Source organism: Massilia sp. CT11-137, assembly GCF_047302885.1.
Taxonomy (GTDB): Bacteria; Pseudomonadota; Gammaproteobacteria; order Burkholderiales; family Burkholderiaceae_D; genus Telluria; species Telluria orientalis.
Genome location: NZ_JBKYMP010000002.1, coordinates 908,801 through 926,717, shown reverse-complemented (window position 1 = coordinate 926,717; position 17,917 = coordinate 908,801). Strand labels below are relative to the sequence as shown.

At 65.9% G+C, this 17,917-nt stretch carries 15 protein-coding genes; 1 reads left to right on the top strand and 14 read right to left on the bottom strand.

Annotated features, from left to right (window positions below):
- Nucleotides 1-10: 10 nt before the first annotated feature.
- The 13 genes from ACEN98_RS20950 to mraZ are packed head-to-tail and all read right to left on the bottom strand — an operon-like array spanning nucleotide 11 to nucleotide 14,698.
- Nucleotides 11-838: a cell division protein FtsQ/DivIB gene (locus tag ACEN98_RS20950; RefSeq protein WP_413386901.1), complete on the bottom strand. Its 828-nt coding sequence runs from the start codon at nucleotides 836-838 to the stop codon at nucleotides 11-13.
- Nucleotides 839-848: 10 nt separating this feature from the next.
- Nucleotides 849-1,823 (bottom strand): D-alanine--D-alanine ligase, encoded by a 975-nt coding sequence (locus ACEN98_RS20945; protein ID WP_413386899.1) that lies wholly within the window; start codon nucleotides 1,821-1,823, stop codon nucleotides 849-851.
- 11 nt (nucleotides 1,824-1,834) lie between these two features.
- The gene (gene murC / locus ACEN98_RS20940) at nucleotides 1,835-3,232 is read right to left on the bottom strand and encodes a UDP-N-acetylmuramate--L-alanine ligase (RefSeq protein ID WP_413386898.1); all 1,398 of its coding nucleotides are present in this window, start codon (nucleotides 3,230-3,232) and stop codon (nucleotides 1,835-1,837) included.
- On the bottom strand, nucleotides 3,229-4,311 hold the full coding sequence (murG, locus tag ACEN98_RS20935; protein ID WP_413386897.1) for an undecaprenyldiphospho-muramoylpentapeptide beta-N-acetylglucosaminyltransferase: 1,083 nt from the start codon (nucleotides 4,309-4,311) through the stop codon (nucleotides 3,229-3,231). The genes murC and murG overlap by 4 nt, the downstream gene beginning before the upstream one ends.
- Nucleotides 4,308-5,534, bottom strand: coding sequence for a putative lipid II flippase FtsW (ftsW, locus tag ACEN98_RS20930; RefSeq protein ID WP_413339092.1), 1,227 nt, complete (start codon nucleotides 5,532-5,534; stop codon nucleotides 4,308-4,310). The genes murG and ftsW overlap by 4 nt, the downstream gene beginning before the upstream one ends.
- Entirely contained in the window at nucleotides 5,534-7,030 is a 1,497-nt protein-coding gene (gene murD / locus ACEN98_RS20925) for a UDP-N-acetylmuramoyl-L-alanine--D-glutamate ligase (protein ID WP_413386896.1), read from the bottom strand. Before murD ends, ftsW begins: the two co-directional genes overlap by 1 nt.
- A gap of 16 nt (nucleotides 7,031-7,046) precedes the next feature.
- A complete protein-coding gene (gene mraY / locus ACEN98_RS20920) occupies nucleotides 7,047-8,216 on the bottom strand; it encodes a phospho-N-acetylmuramoyl-pentapeptide-transferase (protein ID WP_056122815.1) in 1,170 nt (389 codons plus the stop codon).
- A gap of 4 nt (nucleotides 8,217-8,220) precedes the next feature.
- On the bottom strand, nucleotides 8,221-9,687 hold the full coding sequence (locus tag ACEN98_RS20915; protein ID WP_413386895.1) for a UDP-N-acetylmuramoyl-tripeptide--D-alanyl-D-alanine ligase: 1,467 nt from the start codon (nucleotides 9,685-9,687) through the stop codon (nucleotides 8,221-8,223).
- Entirely contained in the window at nucleotides 9,687-11,252 is a 1,566-nt protein-coding gene (locus tag ACEN98_RS20910; RefSeq protein ID WP_413386894.1) for a UDP-N-acetylmuramoyl-L-alanyl-D-glutamate--2,6-diaminopimelate ligase, read from the bottom strand. Before ACEN98_RS20910 ends, ACEN98_RS20915 begins: the two co-directional genes overlap by 1 nt.
- Nucleotides 11,252-13,021, bottom strand: coding sequence for a peptidoglycan D,D-transpeptidase FtsI family protein (locus ACEN98_RS20905; RefSeq protein ID WP_413386893.1), 1,770 nt, complete (start codon nucleotides 13,019-13,021; stop codon nucleotides 11,252-11,254). The genes ACEN98_RS20910 and ACEN98_RS20905 overlap by 1 nt, the downstream gene beginning before the upstream one ends.
- Nucleotides 13,018-13,290, bottom strand: coding sequence for a cell division protein FtsL (ftsL, locus tag ACEN98_RS20900; protein WP_413339737.1), 273 nt, complete (start codon nucleotides 13,288-13,290; stop codon nucleotides 13,018-13,020). Before ftsL ends, ACEN98_RS20905 begins: the two co-directional genes overlap by 4 nt.
- Nucleotides 13,287-14,261: a 16S rRNA (cytosine(1402)-N(4))-methyltransferase RsmH gene (gene rsmH / locus ACEN98_RS20895; RefSeq protein WP_413386892.1), complete on the bottom strand. Its 975-nt coding sequence runs from the start codon at nucleotides 14,259-14,261 to the stop codon at nucleotides 13,287-13,289. The genes ftsL and rsmH overlap by 4 nt, the downstream gene beginning before the upstream one ends.
- An 8-nt stretch (nucleotides 14,262-14,269) precedes the next feature.
- Nucleotides 14,270-14,698 carry a division/cell wall cluster transcriptional repressor MraZ gene (mraZ, locus tag ACEN98_RS20890; protein WP_036229930.1) on the bottom strand — a complete coding sequence of 143 codons (429 nt, stop codon included), beginning with the start codon at nucleotides 14,696-14,698 and terminating at the stop codon, nucleotides 14,270-14,272.
- Between the two features lie 478 nt (nucleotides 14,699-15,176).
- On the opposite strand from mraZ, the gene ACEN98_RS20885 reads away from it, so the two are divergent.
- Entirely contained in the window at nucleotides 15,177-16,127 is a 951-nt protein-coding gene (locus ACEN98_RS20885; protein ID WP_413386891.1) for an AAA family ATPase, read from the top strand.
- Nucleotides 16,128-16,134: 7 nt separating this feature from the next.
- On the opposite strand, the gene ACEN98_RS20880 is transcribed toward ACEN98_RS20885, so the two are convergent.
- Entirely contained in the window at nucleotides 16,135-17,850 is a 1,716-nt protein-coding gene (locus ACEN98_RS20880; RefSeq protein ID WP_413386890.1) for a methyl-accepting chemotaxis protein, read from the bottom strand.
- Nucleotides 17,851-17,917: the final 67 nt, after the last annotated feature.

Below are 17,917 nucleotides of genomic sequence, written 5' to 3'. Positions count from 1 at the left end.
CCTGCTTAAATTAGATCTGCTTTGTAGTTTTGGTATTTGTTTTTTTCTTCACTGCCGCCTTCACGGGCTTGGTCGCATCCGCCGGCACGGTCAATGCCGCCGAGGACAATGCGAGACCGTTCGGATAGCGCATGTCGATCGTATCGATGCGCCCCTCCTGCAGTCTAGCCACCAGCTGGGGGTAAATGCTCACCAGCCGCTGCACGCGCCCGTGCAGCGTGTCCTTGTCCTTCTCGCGCCCCAACTCCACGCTCATGCCGTTGTTCAGCTTCACGGTCCAGGCGTAGCGGTTCGACAGGCTGATCGACTCCGGCATCAGGCGGATCGGCGCGAACCAGCGGCGCAGTTCCGCGAAGCGCGTCAGCACTTCCTTCTCGCTGCCGGGAGGACCATCGAACGCAGGCAGTGCGTGGTCCTCGTCGGCCTCGGCCTCGCCCAGGTTGGCCGTGAACACGTCGCCCTTCACCGACAACAGCTTGCCGTCCCCGCCCCAGGTGCCGAGCGCCTCGTGCTCTTCCACCTGCACGATCAGCTGGTTCGGCCACTCGCGGCGCACGCTGGCCTTGCGCACCCACGGCACGGCCTCGAAGGTGGTGCGCACCTGTTCGAGGTCCGTCGTGAAGAAGTTACCGCTGATCTTCCCGAGCACCCCGTTACGCACCGTCAGCTCGTTCACGTGCTGCAGGTCCAGCCCGTACATGCTCTCGACCCGCACCGCGCGCAACGTGAACATCGGGCGCTGCGACAGCCACCACACTCCCGACGCCACACACGCGAGCACCACCAGCGCGGTGAGCGCGCTGGCGGTTGCATTCAGAGCTCGCACGTCATGCCACATCTTTGCTTCCTTATCCCTTCTTGGCCTGGCCAGCTTTCAGGCTGGCGGAGCGCAGGATGTCCACGCACAGGTCTTCGTAACTCGTGCCCTCGGCACGCGCCGCCATCGGCACGAGCGAGTGCGTCGTCATGCCCGGCGACGTGTTCACCTCCAGCAGGAACGGCTCGTTGTCCGACGCGCGCAGCAGCACGTCGATGCGGCTCCAGCCTTCGCAGCCGAGCGCACGGTACGCGTTCACCACGTGCGCCTGGATCGCGGCCGTCGTCGCCGCATCCAGCGGCGCCGGGCAGTGGTACTTGGTGTCGTCCGTGAAGTACTTGTTCTGGTAGTCGTAATTGCCCTCGGGCGCGACGATCTCCACGATCGGCAGCGCGCGCGCGGTGGGGCCGCTGCCCAGCACCGGCACGGAAAATTCGCGGCCCTGGATGAACTGCTCGACCAGCACCACCTTGTCGTACTGGCGCGCCAGGTCGACGGCGGCCTGCAGCGCTGCCGCGTCGGTCACCTTGGTGATGCCGATCGTGGAACCTTCGAGCGGCGGCTTGACGATCAGCGGCAGGCCCAGTTCGGCGACGATGGCGTCCGTGTCGACGTTCGCACCGGCGGCGATGGTGACGTAGCGCGGCGTCGGCACACCGGCCGCCAGCCACACGATCTTGGTCGTGACCTTGTCCATGCCGACGGAGGACGCCATCACGCCGCTGCCCGTGTACGGGATGCCCAGCAGTTCCAGCGCGCCCTGCAGCGTGCCGTCCTCGCCGTAGCGGCCGTGCAACGCGATGAACACGCGGTCGAATTTTTCCGCGGCCAGTTCGGCCAGCGAGCGCTCGGCCGGGTCGAACGCATGCGCGTCGATCCCCTTCGATTTCAGCGCCTGCAGCACGCCGCCGCCCGAAATCAGCGAAATCTCGCGCTCGGCGGAGCGGCCGCCGAACAGCACGCCGACCTTGCCCAGGGCTTTTGCTTCGGTTTCAGTAATACTCATAGTTGGACCTTTTACTGCGCTACCTTCTGATGCGATGTCAGTTGATGGGGAACGCCGCCGATGGAGCCGGCGCCCATGGTGAGCACGACGTCGCCGTCGCGCGCCACCTTGAGGATCGTCGCCGGCATGTCGGCGATCGCTTCCACGAAAATCGGTTCGACCTGGCCGCCCGCGCGCAGCGCACGCGCGAGCGCGCGGCCGTCCGCCGCCACGATCGGGGCTTCGCCGGCCGGATACACCTCGGCCAGCAGCAGCACGTCCGGCGCGGCCAGCACCTTGACGAAGTCCTCGAACAGGTCGCGGGTGCGGCTATAGCGGTGCGGCTGGAACGCCAGCACGAGGCGGCGGCCCGGATACGCGGCGCGCGCGGCGGCCAGCGTGACCTGGGCTTCCACCGGGTGGTGGCCGTAGTCGTCGACGAGCGTGAAGCTGCCGCCCTGCGGCAGTTCGATCTCGCCGTAGCGCGTGAAGCGGCGGCCCACGCCGTTGAATTCGCGCAGGCCCTGCGCCGTCGCTTCGTCCGGCACGCCGATCTCGCGCGCGATCGCGATCGCGGAACAGGCGTTCAGCACGTTGTGCATGCCCGGCTGATTCAGCACGAAGTCCGTGTCCGGATAACCCTGCTGGCGCACGGTGAAATGCATCTGGATGCCTTGGGCGCGCGCGTTCAGGGCGCGCACTTCGGCGTCTTCCGAAAAGCCGTACGTGGTCACGGGCTTCGTCACCTGCGGCAGGATAGCCCGCACGTTCGCGTCGTCGATGCACATCATCGCGCGGCCGTAGAACGGCAGGCGGTGCGTGAAGTTGACGAACGCGCCCTTCAGCTTCTCGAAGTCGTGTTCGTACGTGTCCATGTGGTCGGCGTCGATGTTGGTGATCACCTCGATCATCGGCGACAGGTTCAGGAACGACGCATCCGATTCGTCCGCCTCGGCCACGATGTAGTCGCCGGTGCCCAGCTTCGCGTTGGCGCCCGCGCTGTTCAGGCGCCCGCCGATGACGAACGTCGGGTCCAGGCCACCCTGCGCGAGCACGGACGCGACGAGGCTCGTCGTCGTCGTCTTGCCGTGCGTGCCGGCGATGGCGATGCCGCGCTTCAGGCGCATCAGCTCGCCCAGCATGATCGCGCGCGGGACGATGGGGACTTTCGCGGCGCGCGCGGCGACGACTTCCGGATTCGCTTCGTTGACGGCGGTCGACGTGACGACGGCGTCCGCGCCGGCGATGTTGTCCGCCGCGTGGCCGATGCGCACGTCCGCGCCCAGCTGCTGCAGGCGCTGGCTGGCCGCGTTCGACGCGAGGTCCGAGCCCGACACTTTATAGCCGAGGTTCAGCAGCACTTCCGCGATGCCGCTCATGCCGCTGCCGCCGATGCCGACGAAGTGAATGTGTTTGATCTTGTGTTTCATTGTCCGCCGTTCGCCAGTTCTTCAAGTACGCGCGCGATCGCCGCATTGGCGTCGCGCCGTCCCACGGCCTGCGCCGCCTCGGCCATCGCCAGGCAGTCGTCGCGCGTGGTGGTTTGCAGCAGCTTTGCCAGCTGCTGCGGATTCAGTTCGCCTTGCGGCAGGTGCACGGCCGCCTTCTGCCCCGCCATCCAGATCGCGTTGTCGCGCTGGTGGCTCGTCGTGCTGGCGACGAACGGCACGAGCACGCTCGCGACGCCGGCCGCCGTCAGTTCCGAGATCGTGATCGCGCCGGCGCGGCAGATCACGAGGTCCGCGTTCGCATATTCCGCCGCCATGTCGTCGATGAAGTCGACCACGTTCGCCTGCACGCCCGCCTGCGCGTACGCGGCACGCAACGCATCGATGTTCTTCTTGCCCGACTGGTGGGTCACGGTCGGACGCAGCCCTTCCGGGATCAGCGCCAGCGCGGCCGGCACGCTGTCGTTGAGCACCTTCGCACCGAGGCTGCCGCCGACGACGAGGATGTTCAGCGGGCCGGTGCGGCCGGCGAAGCGGTGCCCCGGCGAGGGCATCTCGAGGATTTCCTTGCGCACCGGGTTGCCGGTGACGACGGCTTTACCTGCCGCCTTGCCGAAATCGGCCGGGAAGCCGAACAGCACGCGCTGCGCGAGCGGGCTCAAGGTCTTGTTCGACAGGAGCAGGGCCGCATCCGCGTTCACGAGCGCCAACGGGATGCCGCGCGCGCGCGCCATCATCCCGCCCGGCACCGTCACGTAGCCGCCCATGCCCAGCACGACGTCCGGGCGGCGCAATGCGAGGTACTTGCGGATTGATGCAAAGCTGGCGACGAGCTTGAACGCGCCGGACACCGTGTGCGCGATGCCCTTGCCGCGCATGCCGGCGAAGTCGATGGAATCCATCGGGATGCCGTGCTTCGGCACGATATCCTTTTCCATGCCGTGCTGCGTGCCCAGCCACGAGACTTCCCAGCCGCGCTCGCGCATCGATTGCGCGATGGCGATGCCGGGAAAGATGTGGCCACCGGTGCCGGCGGCCATGATCATGAGCTTCCTGGTCATTGACGGCCTCCCCGCATCCGTACCCGGTTTTCGTAATCGATGCGCAGCAGGATCGCGAGACCCACGCAGTTGAACAGCACGCCGGAACCACCATAGCTCATCAGCGGCAACGTCAGGCCCTTCGTGGGCAGCAGGCCCAGGTTCACGCCCATGTTGATGAACACCTGCACGCCGATCCAGATGCCGATGCCTTTCGCGGCGAGGCCGGCGAAGTGCTGTTCCAGCGCGATGGCCTGGCGGCCGATGTCGAACGCGCGCTTGACGAGCCAGTAGAACAGGCCGATCACGATGAGCACGCCGACGAGACCCAGTTCCTCGCCGATGACGGCCATGATGAAGTCGGTGTGCGCTTCCGGCAGGTAGTGCAGCTTCTCGACGGAACCGCCCAGGCCCACGCCGAAGAATTCGCCGCGGCCGAACGCGATCAGCGAGTGCGTCAGCTGGTACGCCTTGTCCAGCGCATTGCCCTCTTCCCACGGGTTCATGTACGCGAACATGCGCGCGCGGCGGAACGGCGACAGCGCGATGATGGTCGAGAACACCAGCACGAGGATGGCGCCGATGCCGCCGAACCAGATCATGTTGAAGCCGCCGAGGAACAGGATGCCCATCGAGATGCAGACGACGACGCCGAACGCGCCGAGGTCGGGTTCGAGCATCAGCAGCGCGCCGACGAGCGCCATCGCGGCGGCCATCGGCATGAAGCCCTTCGTCAGCTTGTGCATGTACTGCTGCTTGCGCACCGTGAAGTCGGCCGCGTACAGCACGGACACCACCTTCATGATCTCGGACGGCTGCAAATTGAAAATCTTCAGCGACAGCCAGCGGCGCGCGCCGTTGACGACGACGCCGACGCCGGGGATCAGCACGAGCGCCAGCAGGACCAGCGTGGCGACGAACATCAGCGGCGCGAAGCGCTGCCACGTCGCGACGGGAATACGGAAGACGAACAGGCCCGTCACCATCGAGATCACGATGAACATGGCCTGGCGCACCAGGAAGTAGTTATTCTTGCCGGCGAGGTAGGCGAACTTGGGCGAGTCCGGCAGCGCGATCGACGCCGAGTACACCATCACCATCCCGAACAGCATCAGCAGCAGCACGACCCACACGAGCGGCTGGTCGTATTCCATCATGCGCGACGGGCGTGCGCGCGTCGCGATCGCGCTGTTTCCCGCGTCGCTGGAGCTGCCGCCGAACTTGAAGGGAATCTGGAAGGCCATCAGAGATCCTGTCCCTTCTCGAGCGCGATGTCGCGCACGGCGTCGACGAAGGCCTGGGCGCGGTGCGCGTAGTTCGTGAACATGTCCAGGCTCGCGCACGCGGGCGACAGCAGCACGACGTCACCCGATTTCGCCAGGCCGCTCGCGCGGCGCACGGCGCTAGGCAAGTCCGGGAGGTCGAAGCACGGCACGCCGGTGGGGGCCAATGCGGCGCCGATGGCGGGGCCGTCGCGGCCGATCAGCAGCACGGCGCGCACGTAGCGCGCGCACGGGCCCGCGAGCGGGCTGAAATCCTGGCCCTTGCCGTCGCCGCCGGCGATGAGCAGGATCTGGCGATCGGTCTCGCCGAACGTTTTACCGAGGCCTTCCAGCGCGGCGACCGTCGCGCCCACGTTCGTGCCCTTGGAATCGTCGTAGTACTCGACGTTGTCGATGCTGGTGACCAGTTCGACGCGGTGCGGCTCGCCCTGGTAATCGCGCAGGCCGTGCAGCAGCGGCGCCAGCGGCAGGCCACAAGCGCGGCACAGCGCCAGCGCGGCCAGCGCGTTGGAGGCGTTGTGCAGGCCGCGGATGCGCAGCGCGTCGGCCGGCATCAATCGATTGACGATCACGTCGATCGGCTCCACCGGCTCGTTCTTCTTTTTCTTCTTCTCGGGTTCTTCACCCGGATTCGCATTCGCAAGCCACAGCACGCCGCGCTCGTTCACGAGACCGAAGCTGCCCGGCGCATCCGGTTCGCCCGTGCCGAACGTGGTGATCGTCGCGCCCGGCGCCGTCATGCCCATCACGACGCTGTCGTCGCGGTTCAGCACGCGGACGGTGTCGGCGCCGAAGATGCGCGCCTTGTCGGCGGCGTAGGCGGCCATGCTGCCGTGCCAGTCGAGGTGGTCCTGCGTGATGTTCAGGACCGTCGCCGCGTCCGGGTTCAGGTTGTACGTCGTGTGCAGCTGGAAGCTGGAGAGTTCCAGCACCCAGGCCTGCGGGAGCTCATCCGCATCAAGCACCTCGCGCAGCACGTCCAGTGCGGCGGGGCTGATGTTGCCCGCGACCTTCGTCGTGAGACCGGCGCGGCGGCACAGCAGGCCGGTGAGGCTCGTCACCGTCGTCTTGCCATTGGTGCCCGTGATGGCGATGACTTTCGGGGAATACCCCTGCTCCGCCTTCAGCGCCGACAGCGCCTGCGCGAACAACTCGATCTCGCCCCACAGCGGCACGTGGCGTTCGACGGCCGCCGGCGCGATCTCCGCGAGTTCGCGGTTCGGGGCGAGGCCCGGGCTGACGGCGACGAAGTCCACGCCGTCCAGCAGGTTCGCGGCGAACGGGCCGGCGACGAAGTCCGCATCCGGCACCGCAGCGCGCAGCGCGGGCAGGCGCGCGGGTTCGGCCCGCGTGTCGGCCACGCGCACGCGGGCGCCGCGGCGCGCGAGCCACAGCGCGATCGCCAGGCCCGATTCGCCGAGTCCCAGTACCAGTGCGGTTTTGCCGTCGTAGTTCATCTCGGTTACCCCGTTATCAGCGCAGCTTGAGGGTTGAGAAACCGACGAGGACCAGGATCATCGTCACGATCCAGAACCGCACCACGACCTTGGTCTCCTTCCAGCCCTTCTGTTCGAAATGGTGGTGCAGCGGCGCCATGAGGAACACGCGGCGTCCCGTGCCATAGCGCTTCTTGGTGTACTTGAACCAGCTGACCTGGATGATCACGGACAGCGTCTCGGCGACGAACACGCCGCCCATGATGAACAGGACGATCTCCTGGCGCACGATGACGGCGATGGTGCCGAGCGCGCCGCCCAGCGCCAGCGCGCCCACGTCGCCCATGAACATCTGCGCGGGGTGCGCGTTATACCAGAGGAACGCGAGGCCCGCACCGGCCATCGCGCCGCAGAAGATCAGCAGTTCGCCGGCGCCCGGGATGTGCGGGATGAACAGGTATTTCGAATACGTCGCGTTACCGGTGAGATAAGCGAACAGGCCCAGCGCGCCGCCGACCATCACGGTCGGCATGATGGCGAGGCCGTCGAGCCCATCGGTGAAATTGACGGCGTTGGAGGCACCCACGATCACGCAGTACGTGAGCGCGATGAAGCCCCACACGCCCAGTGGATAGCTGATGGTCTTGAAGAACGGGACGATCAGGTCGGCCTTCGGCGGCAGGTCCATCGAGAAGCCGGACTGCACCCATGCGAAGAACAGCTGCCACACTTCCCACGGCGTCGCGGCCGACACGGAGAACGCGAGGTACAGCGACGAGGTGATGCCGATCAGCGACATCCAGAAGTATTTTTCGCCCGAGCGCATGCCCTCGGGGTCCTTGTAGACGACCTTGCGGTAATCGTCGACCCAGCCGATGGCGCCGAAGCCCAGCGTGACGACCAGGACTGGCCAGATCAGGCGGTTCGAGAGGTCGCACCACAGCAGCGTCGAGACGCCGATCGCGATCAGCACGAGCACGCCGCCCATGGTCGGGGTGCCGTGCTTGGACAGGTGCGTCTGCGGACCGTACGTGCGCACGGCCTGGCCGACCTTCATCTCGGTGAGCTTGCGGATCACGGCCGGACCGCACAGCATGCCGATGCTGATCGCGGTGATGGTCGCGAAGACGGCGCGGAACGTGATGTAGTTAAAAACGCGCAGCGGACCCAGATAGTCCTGAAAATATTGTGCGAGCCAAAGCAGCATAAGTCTAGTGGGCTTCCTTGCCGGTGTTGGTTGATGCGGTCAGGTGTTGGACCACGCGTTCCATCTTCATGAAGCGCGAGCCCTTCACCAACACAGTTGCGTCAGATTTGCTGCCCAGTTTTTGATCCAGTGCTGCCAATAATTCGTCGAACTGCTCGTGGTGTTGCGCTCCCGATCCGGTCATGTGGCGAGCCAGTTCGCCGGTCGCGAGCACGGTGTCGATGCCGCGGCTTGCGGCATACGCACCGATTTCCTGGTGAAACTCAGGTCCTTGCGTGCCAACCTCGCCCATGTCGCCCAGCACGAGGATGCGCGGCGACGGGTACTGCGCGAGCACGTCGATGGCGGCGCGCACTGAGTCGGGGTTGGCGTTGTACGTATCGTCGATGATCGTGGCGCCGTTCGCGGCCTGCTTGCGCTGCAGGCGGCCGCTCACGGGCGCGAAGGCTTCCAGGCCGCGCACGACGGCATCGACGGGGATGCCCGCCGCGAGCGCGCAGGCGGTGGCGGCCAGCGCGTTGCGGACGTTGTGGACGCCGGCGGCGTTCAACTTGATCGTAAACTCGGCCGCGTCGCCCCCGTGAAAACGGGGGCCCATGCTGACGTCGGGTTGAGGCGCATTTTGCTGGTCCTGCGCGCTCGGCATGGGTTCCCGCTTCCGCGGGAACGACGTAACTTTGAGCTCACTGCCGAAATCTGTCGTCGTGTACGTCGCGCGCACATCGCAATCGTCGGTCAGGCCGAACGTCAGCACTTCGCGCTCGCCCGCCAGCCCGCGCCACAGGTCGGTGTATTCGTCGTCGCCCGGGAACACGGCCACGCCGTCCGCCGGCAGCGCCTGCAGCACGGCGCCGTTCTCGCGCGCGACAGCTTCCACGGTGTGCATGAATTCCTGGTGCTCGCGCTGCGCGTTGTTGACGAGGGCGACGGTCGGCGCGGCGATGGCGGCCAGGCGCGCAATCTCGCCCGGGTGGTTCATGCCCAGTTCCACGACGGCGGCCTGGTGCGCTTCCGTCAGGCGCGTCACGGTCAGCGGCACGCCGATCTCGTTATTCAGGTTGCCCTGCGTGGCCAGGCGTCCCTCCGCGCCGAAGGCGGCCGTGAGGATGGACGCGATCATTTCCTTGACCGTCGTCTTGCCGTTGCTGCCGGTGACGCCGATGACGGGGATGGCGAAGCGGCGGCGCCAGAAGTTGCCGATGCGGCCCAGCGCGACGAGCGTGTCCGGCACGACGATGGCCGGCAGCGGATAGTGGTCGGGGAGCTTTTCGACGACGACGGCGGCGACGGGCTTGTCGACCAGCTGGCCGAGGAAGTCGTGCGCATCGAAGCGGTCGCCGCGCAGGGCGACGAACAGCGACCCCGGCATCACCTGCCGGCTGTCGGTCGACACACCCTGGAAGTACGCGTCGCGCGTGACGCGCGCGCCCTCGATGGACGACATCACTTGCTCGATCGAGCCACGAATCATCAGACAGTCCTCATCATGGTGAGCCGCGCGGTCAGCGCCAGCGCGGCGTGGTCGGCATCGGAAAACGGAATCTTCCGGCCCTTGATTTCCTGGTACGGCTCATGGCCCTTCCCCGCCAGCAGGATCACGTCCGGCCTGGCGGCATGCTTCACGGCCGACAGGATCGCGGCGGCGCGGTCCTCGATGGCCTGGTGCGTCGACGCCGGATGGTGCGGGTCCATGCCGGCCACGATCTGCTCGATGATCGCGCGCGGCTCCTCGCTGCGCGGGTTGTCGCTCGTGACGAGCACGTGCTCGGCCATCTGGGCGATGCGGCCCATCTGCGGACGCTTGCCCGGATCGCGGTCGCCGCCGCAGCCGAACACGCACCACAGCTGGCCGCCCCGCTCCTGCGCGACCTGGCGCAGCGCTTCGAGCGTCTTTTCCAGCGCGTCCGGCGTGTGCGCATAATCGATCACGACCATCGGCGTATCCTGGCCGCCCAGCTGCTGCATGCGGCCCGGCGCCGGCACGAGCGCCTCGACGGCGTCGAGCGCGGCGCGCAAGTCGACGCCTTTCGCCAGCAGCGCGCCCAGCACGGCCAGCACGTTGCTCGCGTTGAAGTGGCCGACCATGTGCGTGCGCGCGACCGCGCTGCCGTACGGCGACTCGATGTGGAATTCGCTGCCGTTCGGGCGGCTGCGCAGGCTCGATGCGCGCAGCACGGCGACGCCGTCCAGCTCCGGTCGCATTTGCCCCCCCTTGTGCACCGCGCGCAGCGTGTAGCCGAGGACGGCGACATCGGGACGCGCGGAACGCAGGTGCCGCGCGATGCGCACGCCCGCTTCGTCGTCCAGGTTGACGACCGCCGTCTTCAGGCCCGGCCAGTCGAACAACTGGCGTTTCGCCGCTTCGTACGCCGCCATGTCGCCGTGATAGTCGAGGTGGTCGCGCGTGAGGTTCGTGAACACGGCCACGTCGAAGTGCATGCCCGCCGTGCGGTGTTCGACGAGGCCGATCGACGACACTTCGATCGCGAGCGACGTCGCGCCCGCGTCGCGCAGCCTGGCGAGTTCCGACGCGAGCAGCACGGCGTCCGGCGTCGTGTAGCCGGTGACGTCGAATTCCGGTTCGGCGCGGCCGCGCACGAGGCCGACGCCCAGCGTGCCGATGACGGCCGTGGTCTCGTTCAAGTGAGCGAGCGCCTGCGCTGTCCACAGCGCGCACGACGTCTTGCCGTTCGTGCCCGTGACGCCGATGGTGAACATGGCTGCATCGGGCGCGCCGTAGACCGCATGCGCGATCGGGCCGGCGTTCTTTTTCAGGTCCCGCGCAGCGAGATGCGGCACATCCAGCGTTTTGTCGAACGCCTGCGCGTCCGACTCCCAGGCGAAATCGCGGTCGTCGAACACGACGGCGGCGGCGCCGTTCTCGATGGCGGAGCGGATGAAGCGGCGGCCGTCGGCGGCCTCGCCCGGATAGGCGAAGAACACGTCGCCGCCGCGCACGCGGCGCGAGTCGGAAACGAGACGGCCGCCTGGTGCGGCGGCCTTGATCCACTGGACGATGTTCGGCGTCTCGGCCATCAATTACTCTCCTCGAGCGGATGTTCCGGAATGATGATGTCGGTGACCGTGGAGTCGGGCGGCACGTTGGCGGCCCGCAGCGCATTCGCGGCCAGCGCCGCGAACGTCGGCGCCGCGACCGCGCCGCCGGTGTGGAACGGTCCGGACGGATCGTCGATCATCACGGCAATGACGAAGCGCGGGTTCGACATCGGCGCGATGCCGACGAAGTTGCCGACGTAGTGCGTCTGCGAATAGCGGCCGTTGATGACTTTCTGCGCCGTGCCGGTCTTGCCGCCGACGCGGTAGCCGGCGACCTGCGCCTGCGACGCCGTACCCTGCGGGCTCACCACCGATTCCACCATCGTACGGACCTGGGCCGCGGTCTTCGGCGAGATGATCTGCTGGCCGACCGGCTTCTCGGTCACCTTCTGGAACGACAGCGGGATGACGTCGCCGTCGCGCGCGAAGATCAGCCAGGCATGCGCCAGCTGCAGCAGCGACATCGAGATGCCCTGGCCGAACGACATGTTGGCCTTGGCGACGGTCCGCCACGATTTGTAGGGACGCACGCGACCGGCCGCGGCGCCGGGGAAACCGTAGCGCGGCGCCTGGCCGAAGCCGACCTTGGTGAACATCTCCCACATCTCCTGGGCCGACAGCAGCTCGGAGATCTTGGTCGTGCCGATGTTGGACGACTTCTGGATGATCGTGGTGACGTCGATGACGCCGTGCGGGTGCGTGTCGCGGATCGGATGGCCACCGGTCATGTAGCGGCCGTTGCCCGTGTCGAACAGCGTGGTTGGCTTGATCAGGCCCTTGTCCAGCGCCAGCGCGACGGTGAACGGTTTCAAGGTGGAACCCGGCTCGAACGTGTCGGTGATGACGCGGTTGCGCAGCTGCTCGCCGGTCAGGCGCGAGCGGTCGTTCGGGTTATACGTGGGCCAGTTGGCCAGCGCCAGCACCTCGCCCGTGTGCACGTCCAGCACGAGGGCGGCGCCGGCCTTGGCGTGGAACTTCTCCACCGCGTCCTTGATGCTGTTGAAGGCGATGTACTGCAGCTTGGAATCGACGGACAGCGTGAGGTCCTTGCCGTCGTGCGGCTCGCGCGACAGGCCCACGTCCTCGACGATGCGGCCCAGGCGGTCCTTGATCACGCGCCGGCTGCCGGTCTGGCCCACGAGGTTCTTCTGCTGCGCGAGCTCGATGCCTTCCTGGCCCACGTCCTCGACGTTCGTGAAGCCGACGATGTGCGCCATCACCTCGCCCTGCGGGTAGTAACGCTTGTATTCCTTGCGGGTGTCGATGCCGTCGATGCCGAGCTTCTCGATTTTGGCGATGACGTCCATCTCCACCTGGCGCTTCAGGTAGACGAAGGTGCGGTCGGAATCGAGCTTCTTCAAGAGGTCGGCCTCCGGCAGGTCGAGCAGCTGCGCCAGTTCGCGCAGCTTCGGACGCGGCGAATTCAGCACGTCCTCGGGGATCGCCCACACGGCCTTCACGGGCAGCGACGACGCGAGCACGATGCCGTTGCGGTCGAAGATCTTGCCGCGCGTGGCCGGCAGTTCGAGCGTGCGCTCGTAGCGGCTCGCGCCCTGCTTCTGGAGGAACTGGTTGGAGACGCCTTGCAGCCACAGCGCGCGCCCGGCCAGCGCGAGGAACGCGGCGAACAGCACGAACAGGACGACGCGCGAGCGCCAGTCGGGCAGGCGCACGGCCAGCACGGGGCTCTTGGAAAACGCCACGCCCTTGGCGGCGGCGACGCGGGATCCGTTGGTGCCGGCCTTCATTTACCGCCTTCCGTCAGGTATTGGGTACGCGCCGGGGACAGCGGTGCCATGTCCAGCTGCGAGCGCGCGATCTGTTCGATGCGCTCGTTCTTGCCGAGGGTGGATTGGTCGAGCTGGAGCTGCGCCCAGTCGATCTCGAGCTGGCGCTGCTGCTGCAGCAGCTTTTCCTGGTCGATGAACAGGTGGCGCGCCTGGTAGCGCGCGTTCACGACCGACAGCGCGCAGCCGACGAGGAGCACCGTCAGCACGACGTTCAGCTTGCCGCTCATCGGGCTCCCTCCGGCGCGTCCACGCCCAGTCGCTCGGCCACGCGCAGCACCGCCGAACGGGCGCGCGGGTTGGCGCCGACTTCCACGTCGGACGGTTTCGTCTTGCTGATCAACTTCATCAAGGGCTTGGGCAAGTCGACGGCGCGGATCGGCAACCGGCGATCCGGTTGCTCGACCCTGGCCTTCGACGCCAGGAACTGCTTGACCATGCGGTCTTCCAGCGAGTGGAAGCTGATCACCGACAGGCGAGCGCCGGGCTTCAGCAGTTCGAAGGCGGCGTTCAGACCTGCTTCAAGGTCCTCAAGCTCTTGATTGATGAAAATCCGGATAGCCTGAAAGGTGCGGGTTGCCGGATCCTTGCCTTTCTCCCGGGTTTTGACCGCGTTTGCCACGATTGCGGCAAGCTGTCGTGTGGTTGAAATTGGTTCGACTGCCCGGCCAGCAACAATCGCCTTTGCAATCTGAAAAGCAAACCGTTCTTCTCCATAATCCCGAATCACCTTTTCCAGTTGTCTCTCCGGCACTTCGGCCAGCCAGGCGGCGGCGGAAATGCCCCGTGTCGTATCCATCCGCATGTCCAGGGGACCATCGTTGCGGAAGCTGAACCCGCGGCTCGCATCGTCGACCTGGGGCGAGGAGATGCCCAGGTCCAGCAGGATGCCGTCGACCTGGTGCACGCCCCGTGCCGCCAGCGCTTCGCGCATCGTCGCGAAGCTGTCGTGCACGATCGAGAAGCGCGGATCGTTCATCTGCTCGGCCGTCGCGATCGCCTGGGGATCCTTGTCGAAACCGATCAGGCGCCCCTCGGGCGCCAGTTTCGACAGGATCAGCCGGCTATGACCGCCGCGGCCGAACGTGCCATCTATATAAGTACCCGCAGCGCGCTCGCCTTCGAGGGCGAGTGCATCGACTGCTTCATCCAGCAGCACCGTACGATGCTGCAAACCGGGCACCGGCTGAGTCACATTCATGCGGCGCCTTAGAAGGAGAAATTGGAAAGGACATCGGGCATGCCACCCGCGACGGCTTGGGCCTCGTTTTCCGCCAGCTTGGCGGCGTCCCAGATCTCGAAATGGGTCCCCATCCCGAGCATCATCACTTCCTTCTCCAATCCAACTGCATTGCGCAGTTCGGGCGAAATGAGCACCCGACCCGCGCCGTCCATCTCGACATCGCAGGCGTTCCCCAGGAAAATGCGTTGCCACGCCCGCGCCGACATCGGCCAGGCGGCGATCTGTTCGCGATGCTCTTCCCACACCGGGCGCGGGAAGAACAACAGGCAACCATGTGGGTGTTTCGTGAGCGTCATACGGCCTTCACATTGCTGCATCAAGGCGTCGCGATGCTTGGCCGGTATTGACATCCGTCCTTTGGCATCGAGATTGATCGCTGACGCGCCCTGAAACACGTTGTACCTAGTTTTGGAGAGTTATCAGTCTGATTATTTTTAGGCGCCGGGAGATACACCGATCTCCCACAAAACTGCACTTTTTGCCACCGTTTCCCACTTTAGAGGAAGCGTTGTCTGTGGTCAAGCGAATTCACGTTTAGAAAACGGCGAAATTGCCAATGAAACCAATGACTTAGCGAACTTACTTGACGGAACCTCAAGTAAAAATGTTGAGCAAAATTAGGCACTTAGGTAAAACAATGCATGTGCGACCTCATCTGCACACATGTGTTTCACCCTTAATAAAGGACAAGACTTGACTGTCGGTAGGTTGCCATATGGCAACACAGACAGCACGGCAGAAAGCGCGATTCGATCACGTGCGCGTTAGAATGAAAGCGAGGCGATCACCCGGCCGTTTCCGGCTCGCTTGGCGGTTTTTTTCGGGGAGCCCAGTAGTATAAGTGAGTCCGTACTATCGCGCAGGAGTTTTGCCATGAGCCTTACCTTGGCCCGCAGCCGTGCCGTCTACGATCTCAATGAAGTACAGGGCGCGCTCGACCGTAGCCGCGGACGTTCGCCCGAGCTCGAAGCGTTCTACGAACGCATGCTCGAGACCGGCGCCGAACGTTTCGTCACCACCCCCTCTTCCATCGACGCCCTCGACCCGCTGTTCGAGGAATGTCCGAATTTTGACGAAGTGCTGGACGACCTCGCGCGCTATTTGCGCCTGGCCCATGCCGGCGATAAGGGTTTTAACGTCATGCCGATCCTGCTGCTGGGCGGCCCGGGCGTGGGCAAGACCCATTTCGCCAAGCGCCTGGCGAAGGTCATGCACACGGACTGCGAGCTGATCAGCATGAATGCGCTGTCGGCCGGCTTCGTCATCACGGGCAGCTCGGCCAGCTGGCGCGGGGCCAAGTGCGGCAAGGTGGCCGAACGCCTCGTGCGCGGGCAGTTCGCGAATCCGGTGATCGTGCTGGACGAGGTGGAAAAGGCGACGGGCTCTTCGCAATCCGACCCGCTCGCGGCGCTGTATCAGTTACTGGAGCCGGAAACGGCCAGCGCGTTCCGCGACGAATTCATCGACGTCGACATCGACGCTTCGCAGATCTTCTGGGTGCTGACCGCGAACTCCACCGAAGGCATTCCGCACCCGCTGCTGAACCGGATGGCCGTCTACGAAGTCCCGGCACCGACGCCGGAACAGGCCGCCGGCATCGCCCAGCGCATGTATGCCGGGCTGCTGCGCGAGCTGAATTTGGCGGCGTTCGATCCGCTCCTGGGCGACGGCGTGCTGGACAAGCTCGCGGGCGTGTCGCCGCGCGACCTGCGCAAGACGTTACTGGATGGGCTTGGCTATGCGGTCGCGGACGGGCGCGCGCACGTGAAGGTGGACGACATCCGCCTCAAGCCCACGCCGGGCAAGGGGCGGATCGGGTTTTAATCAAAGATCAGAACTCTTCCCACTCGTCGCCCGCGCCGGCGCCGGCCAGATGCCTGGCACGCGGCCGCTCTGCCGACGCCTTGGCCGGCGCGGCCGGCTTCTTCCGCACCGGCGGCGCGATGGCCGGCGCCGCCTGTTTCGGCTGCACGGCGGGCACAGTCGCGGCCCGGTCATGCGCACCGCCCAGCCGGAACACGGCGACGGTCTGCGACAGCTTGGATGCCTGCTCGCGCAGCTGCTCGGACGCGGCGGCCGCTTCCTCGACGAGCGCGGCATTCTGCTGCGTGGCCTGGTCCATCTGGGAAATCGCGAGCTGTACCTGCCCGATGCCGTCGGTCTGTTCCTGGCTCGCGGCGCTGATCTCGCCCATGATGTCCGCCACGCGGCGGATGCTCTCGACCACGTCGCGCATCGTCGTCCCGGCCTGGTCGACGAGCCTGCTGCCGTCGTCCGCCTTCTGGACGGAGTTGTCGATCAGCGCCTTGATTTCCTTCGCGGCCGCCGCGCTGCGCTGCGCCAGGCTGCGCACTTCCGACGCCACCACCGCAAAACCCCGTCCCTGCTCGCCGGCGCGCGCCGCTTCGACGGCCGCGTTCAGCGCGAGGATATTGGTCTGGAAGGCGATGCCGTCGATGACCGCGATGATGTCGACGATCTTGCGCGCCGATTCGTTGATCGCGCCCATGGTGTCGACCACTTCCGCCATCACCGCGCCGCCCTTCTCCGCCACTTCCGATGCGGATACGGCGAACTGGTTCGCCTGGCGCGCATTGTCCGCATTCTGTTTCACCGTCGACGTCAGTTCTTCCATCGACGACGCCGTTTCTTCCAGCGACGACGCCTGCTCCTCGGTGCGCGACGACAGGTCGGCGTTGCCGGACGCGATCTGCTGCGACGCGGACGCGATGGTCTCCGTGCCGCTACGCACTTCTCCGACGATATTGACCAGCGCTTCGTTCATGTCGCGCAGGGCTTGCAGCAACTGGCCGGTTTCGTCCGCCGAGTGCACCTCGATCCGCGTGCTGAGGTCGCCGGTGGCCACGGTGCGCGCCACGTCGACGGCTTGCCGCAGCGGCCGCGTGATCGAACGCGTGATCCAGACGGCCACGACCGTGCCGAGCACGAGCGCGACGGCCGCCAATCCCATCAGCCAGGCGATCGTCGACTGGTAGGTCTCCTCGGCGCGGTGGCCGCTGTCGAGCACGCGCCTATCCTGAAACTTGATCAATTCCCGCACGGCGTCGAAATAGCCGCGCTGGTCCTTGCGCACCTGGGTCAGCAGGAAGGCCGCGGCTTCCGGTTTTTTACCGGCATCCATCATGTCGAGAAAGGCCTGCTGCGACGTGCGGTACACCTCCCGCGCATCCTGCACGGCTTTCAGCTTGACCTTGCCTTCGTCGGATTTGATCAGTGCCGCCAGCTTGTCGAGATTGACGGTGTTTTCCTGCCTGTTCTGGAGCACGGTCTGCCGTTCCCGCGCCACTTCCTCCGGTTTGTCCCACAACAGCATATTGCGCATGGCGCGGGCATTGCGGTTCACGACGTCGAGGCTTTCGTAGGCGAGGACCGTCTTCGGATAATCCTCGTCGACGATCTTCGACGTACCTTCGTTCAACAAGTGCAGGCTGGCAATGCCGAACCAGATGCATGCCCCCAGCAACACGAGCAGCAGTCCGAATGCGCCGCCCAGCCGATTACCAATTTTCCAGTGTTTGATATTCATGCCGCCTTCCATTCGTCAGGACCAGCCAGCAGCATACATGATTGCAATAAAGCATTGTTTGATACCT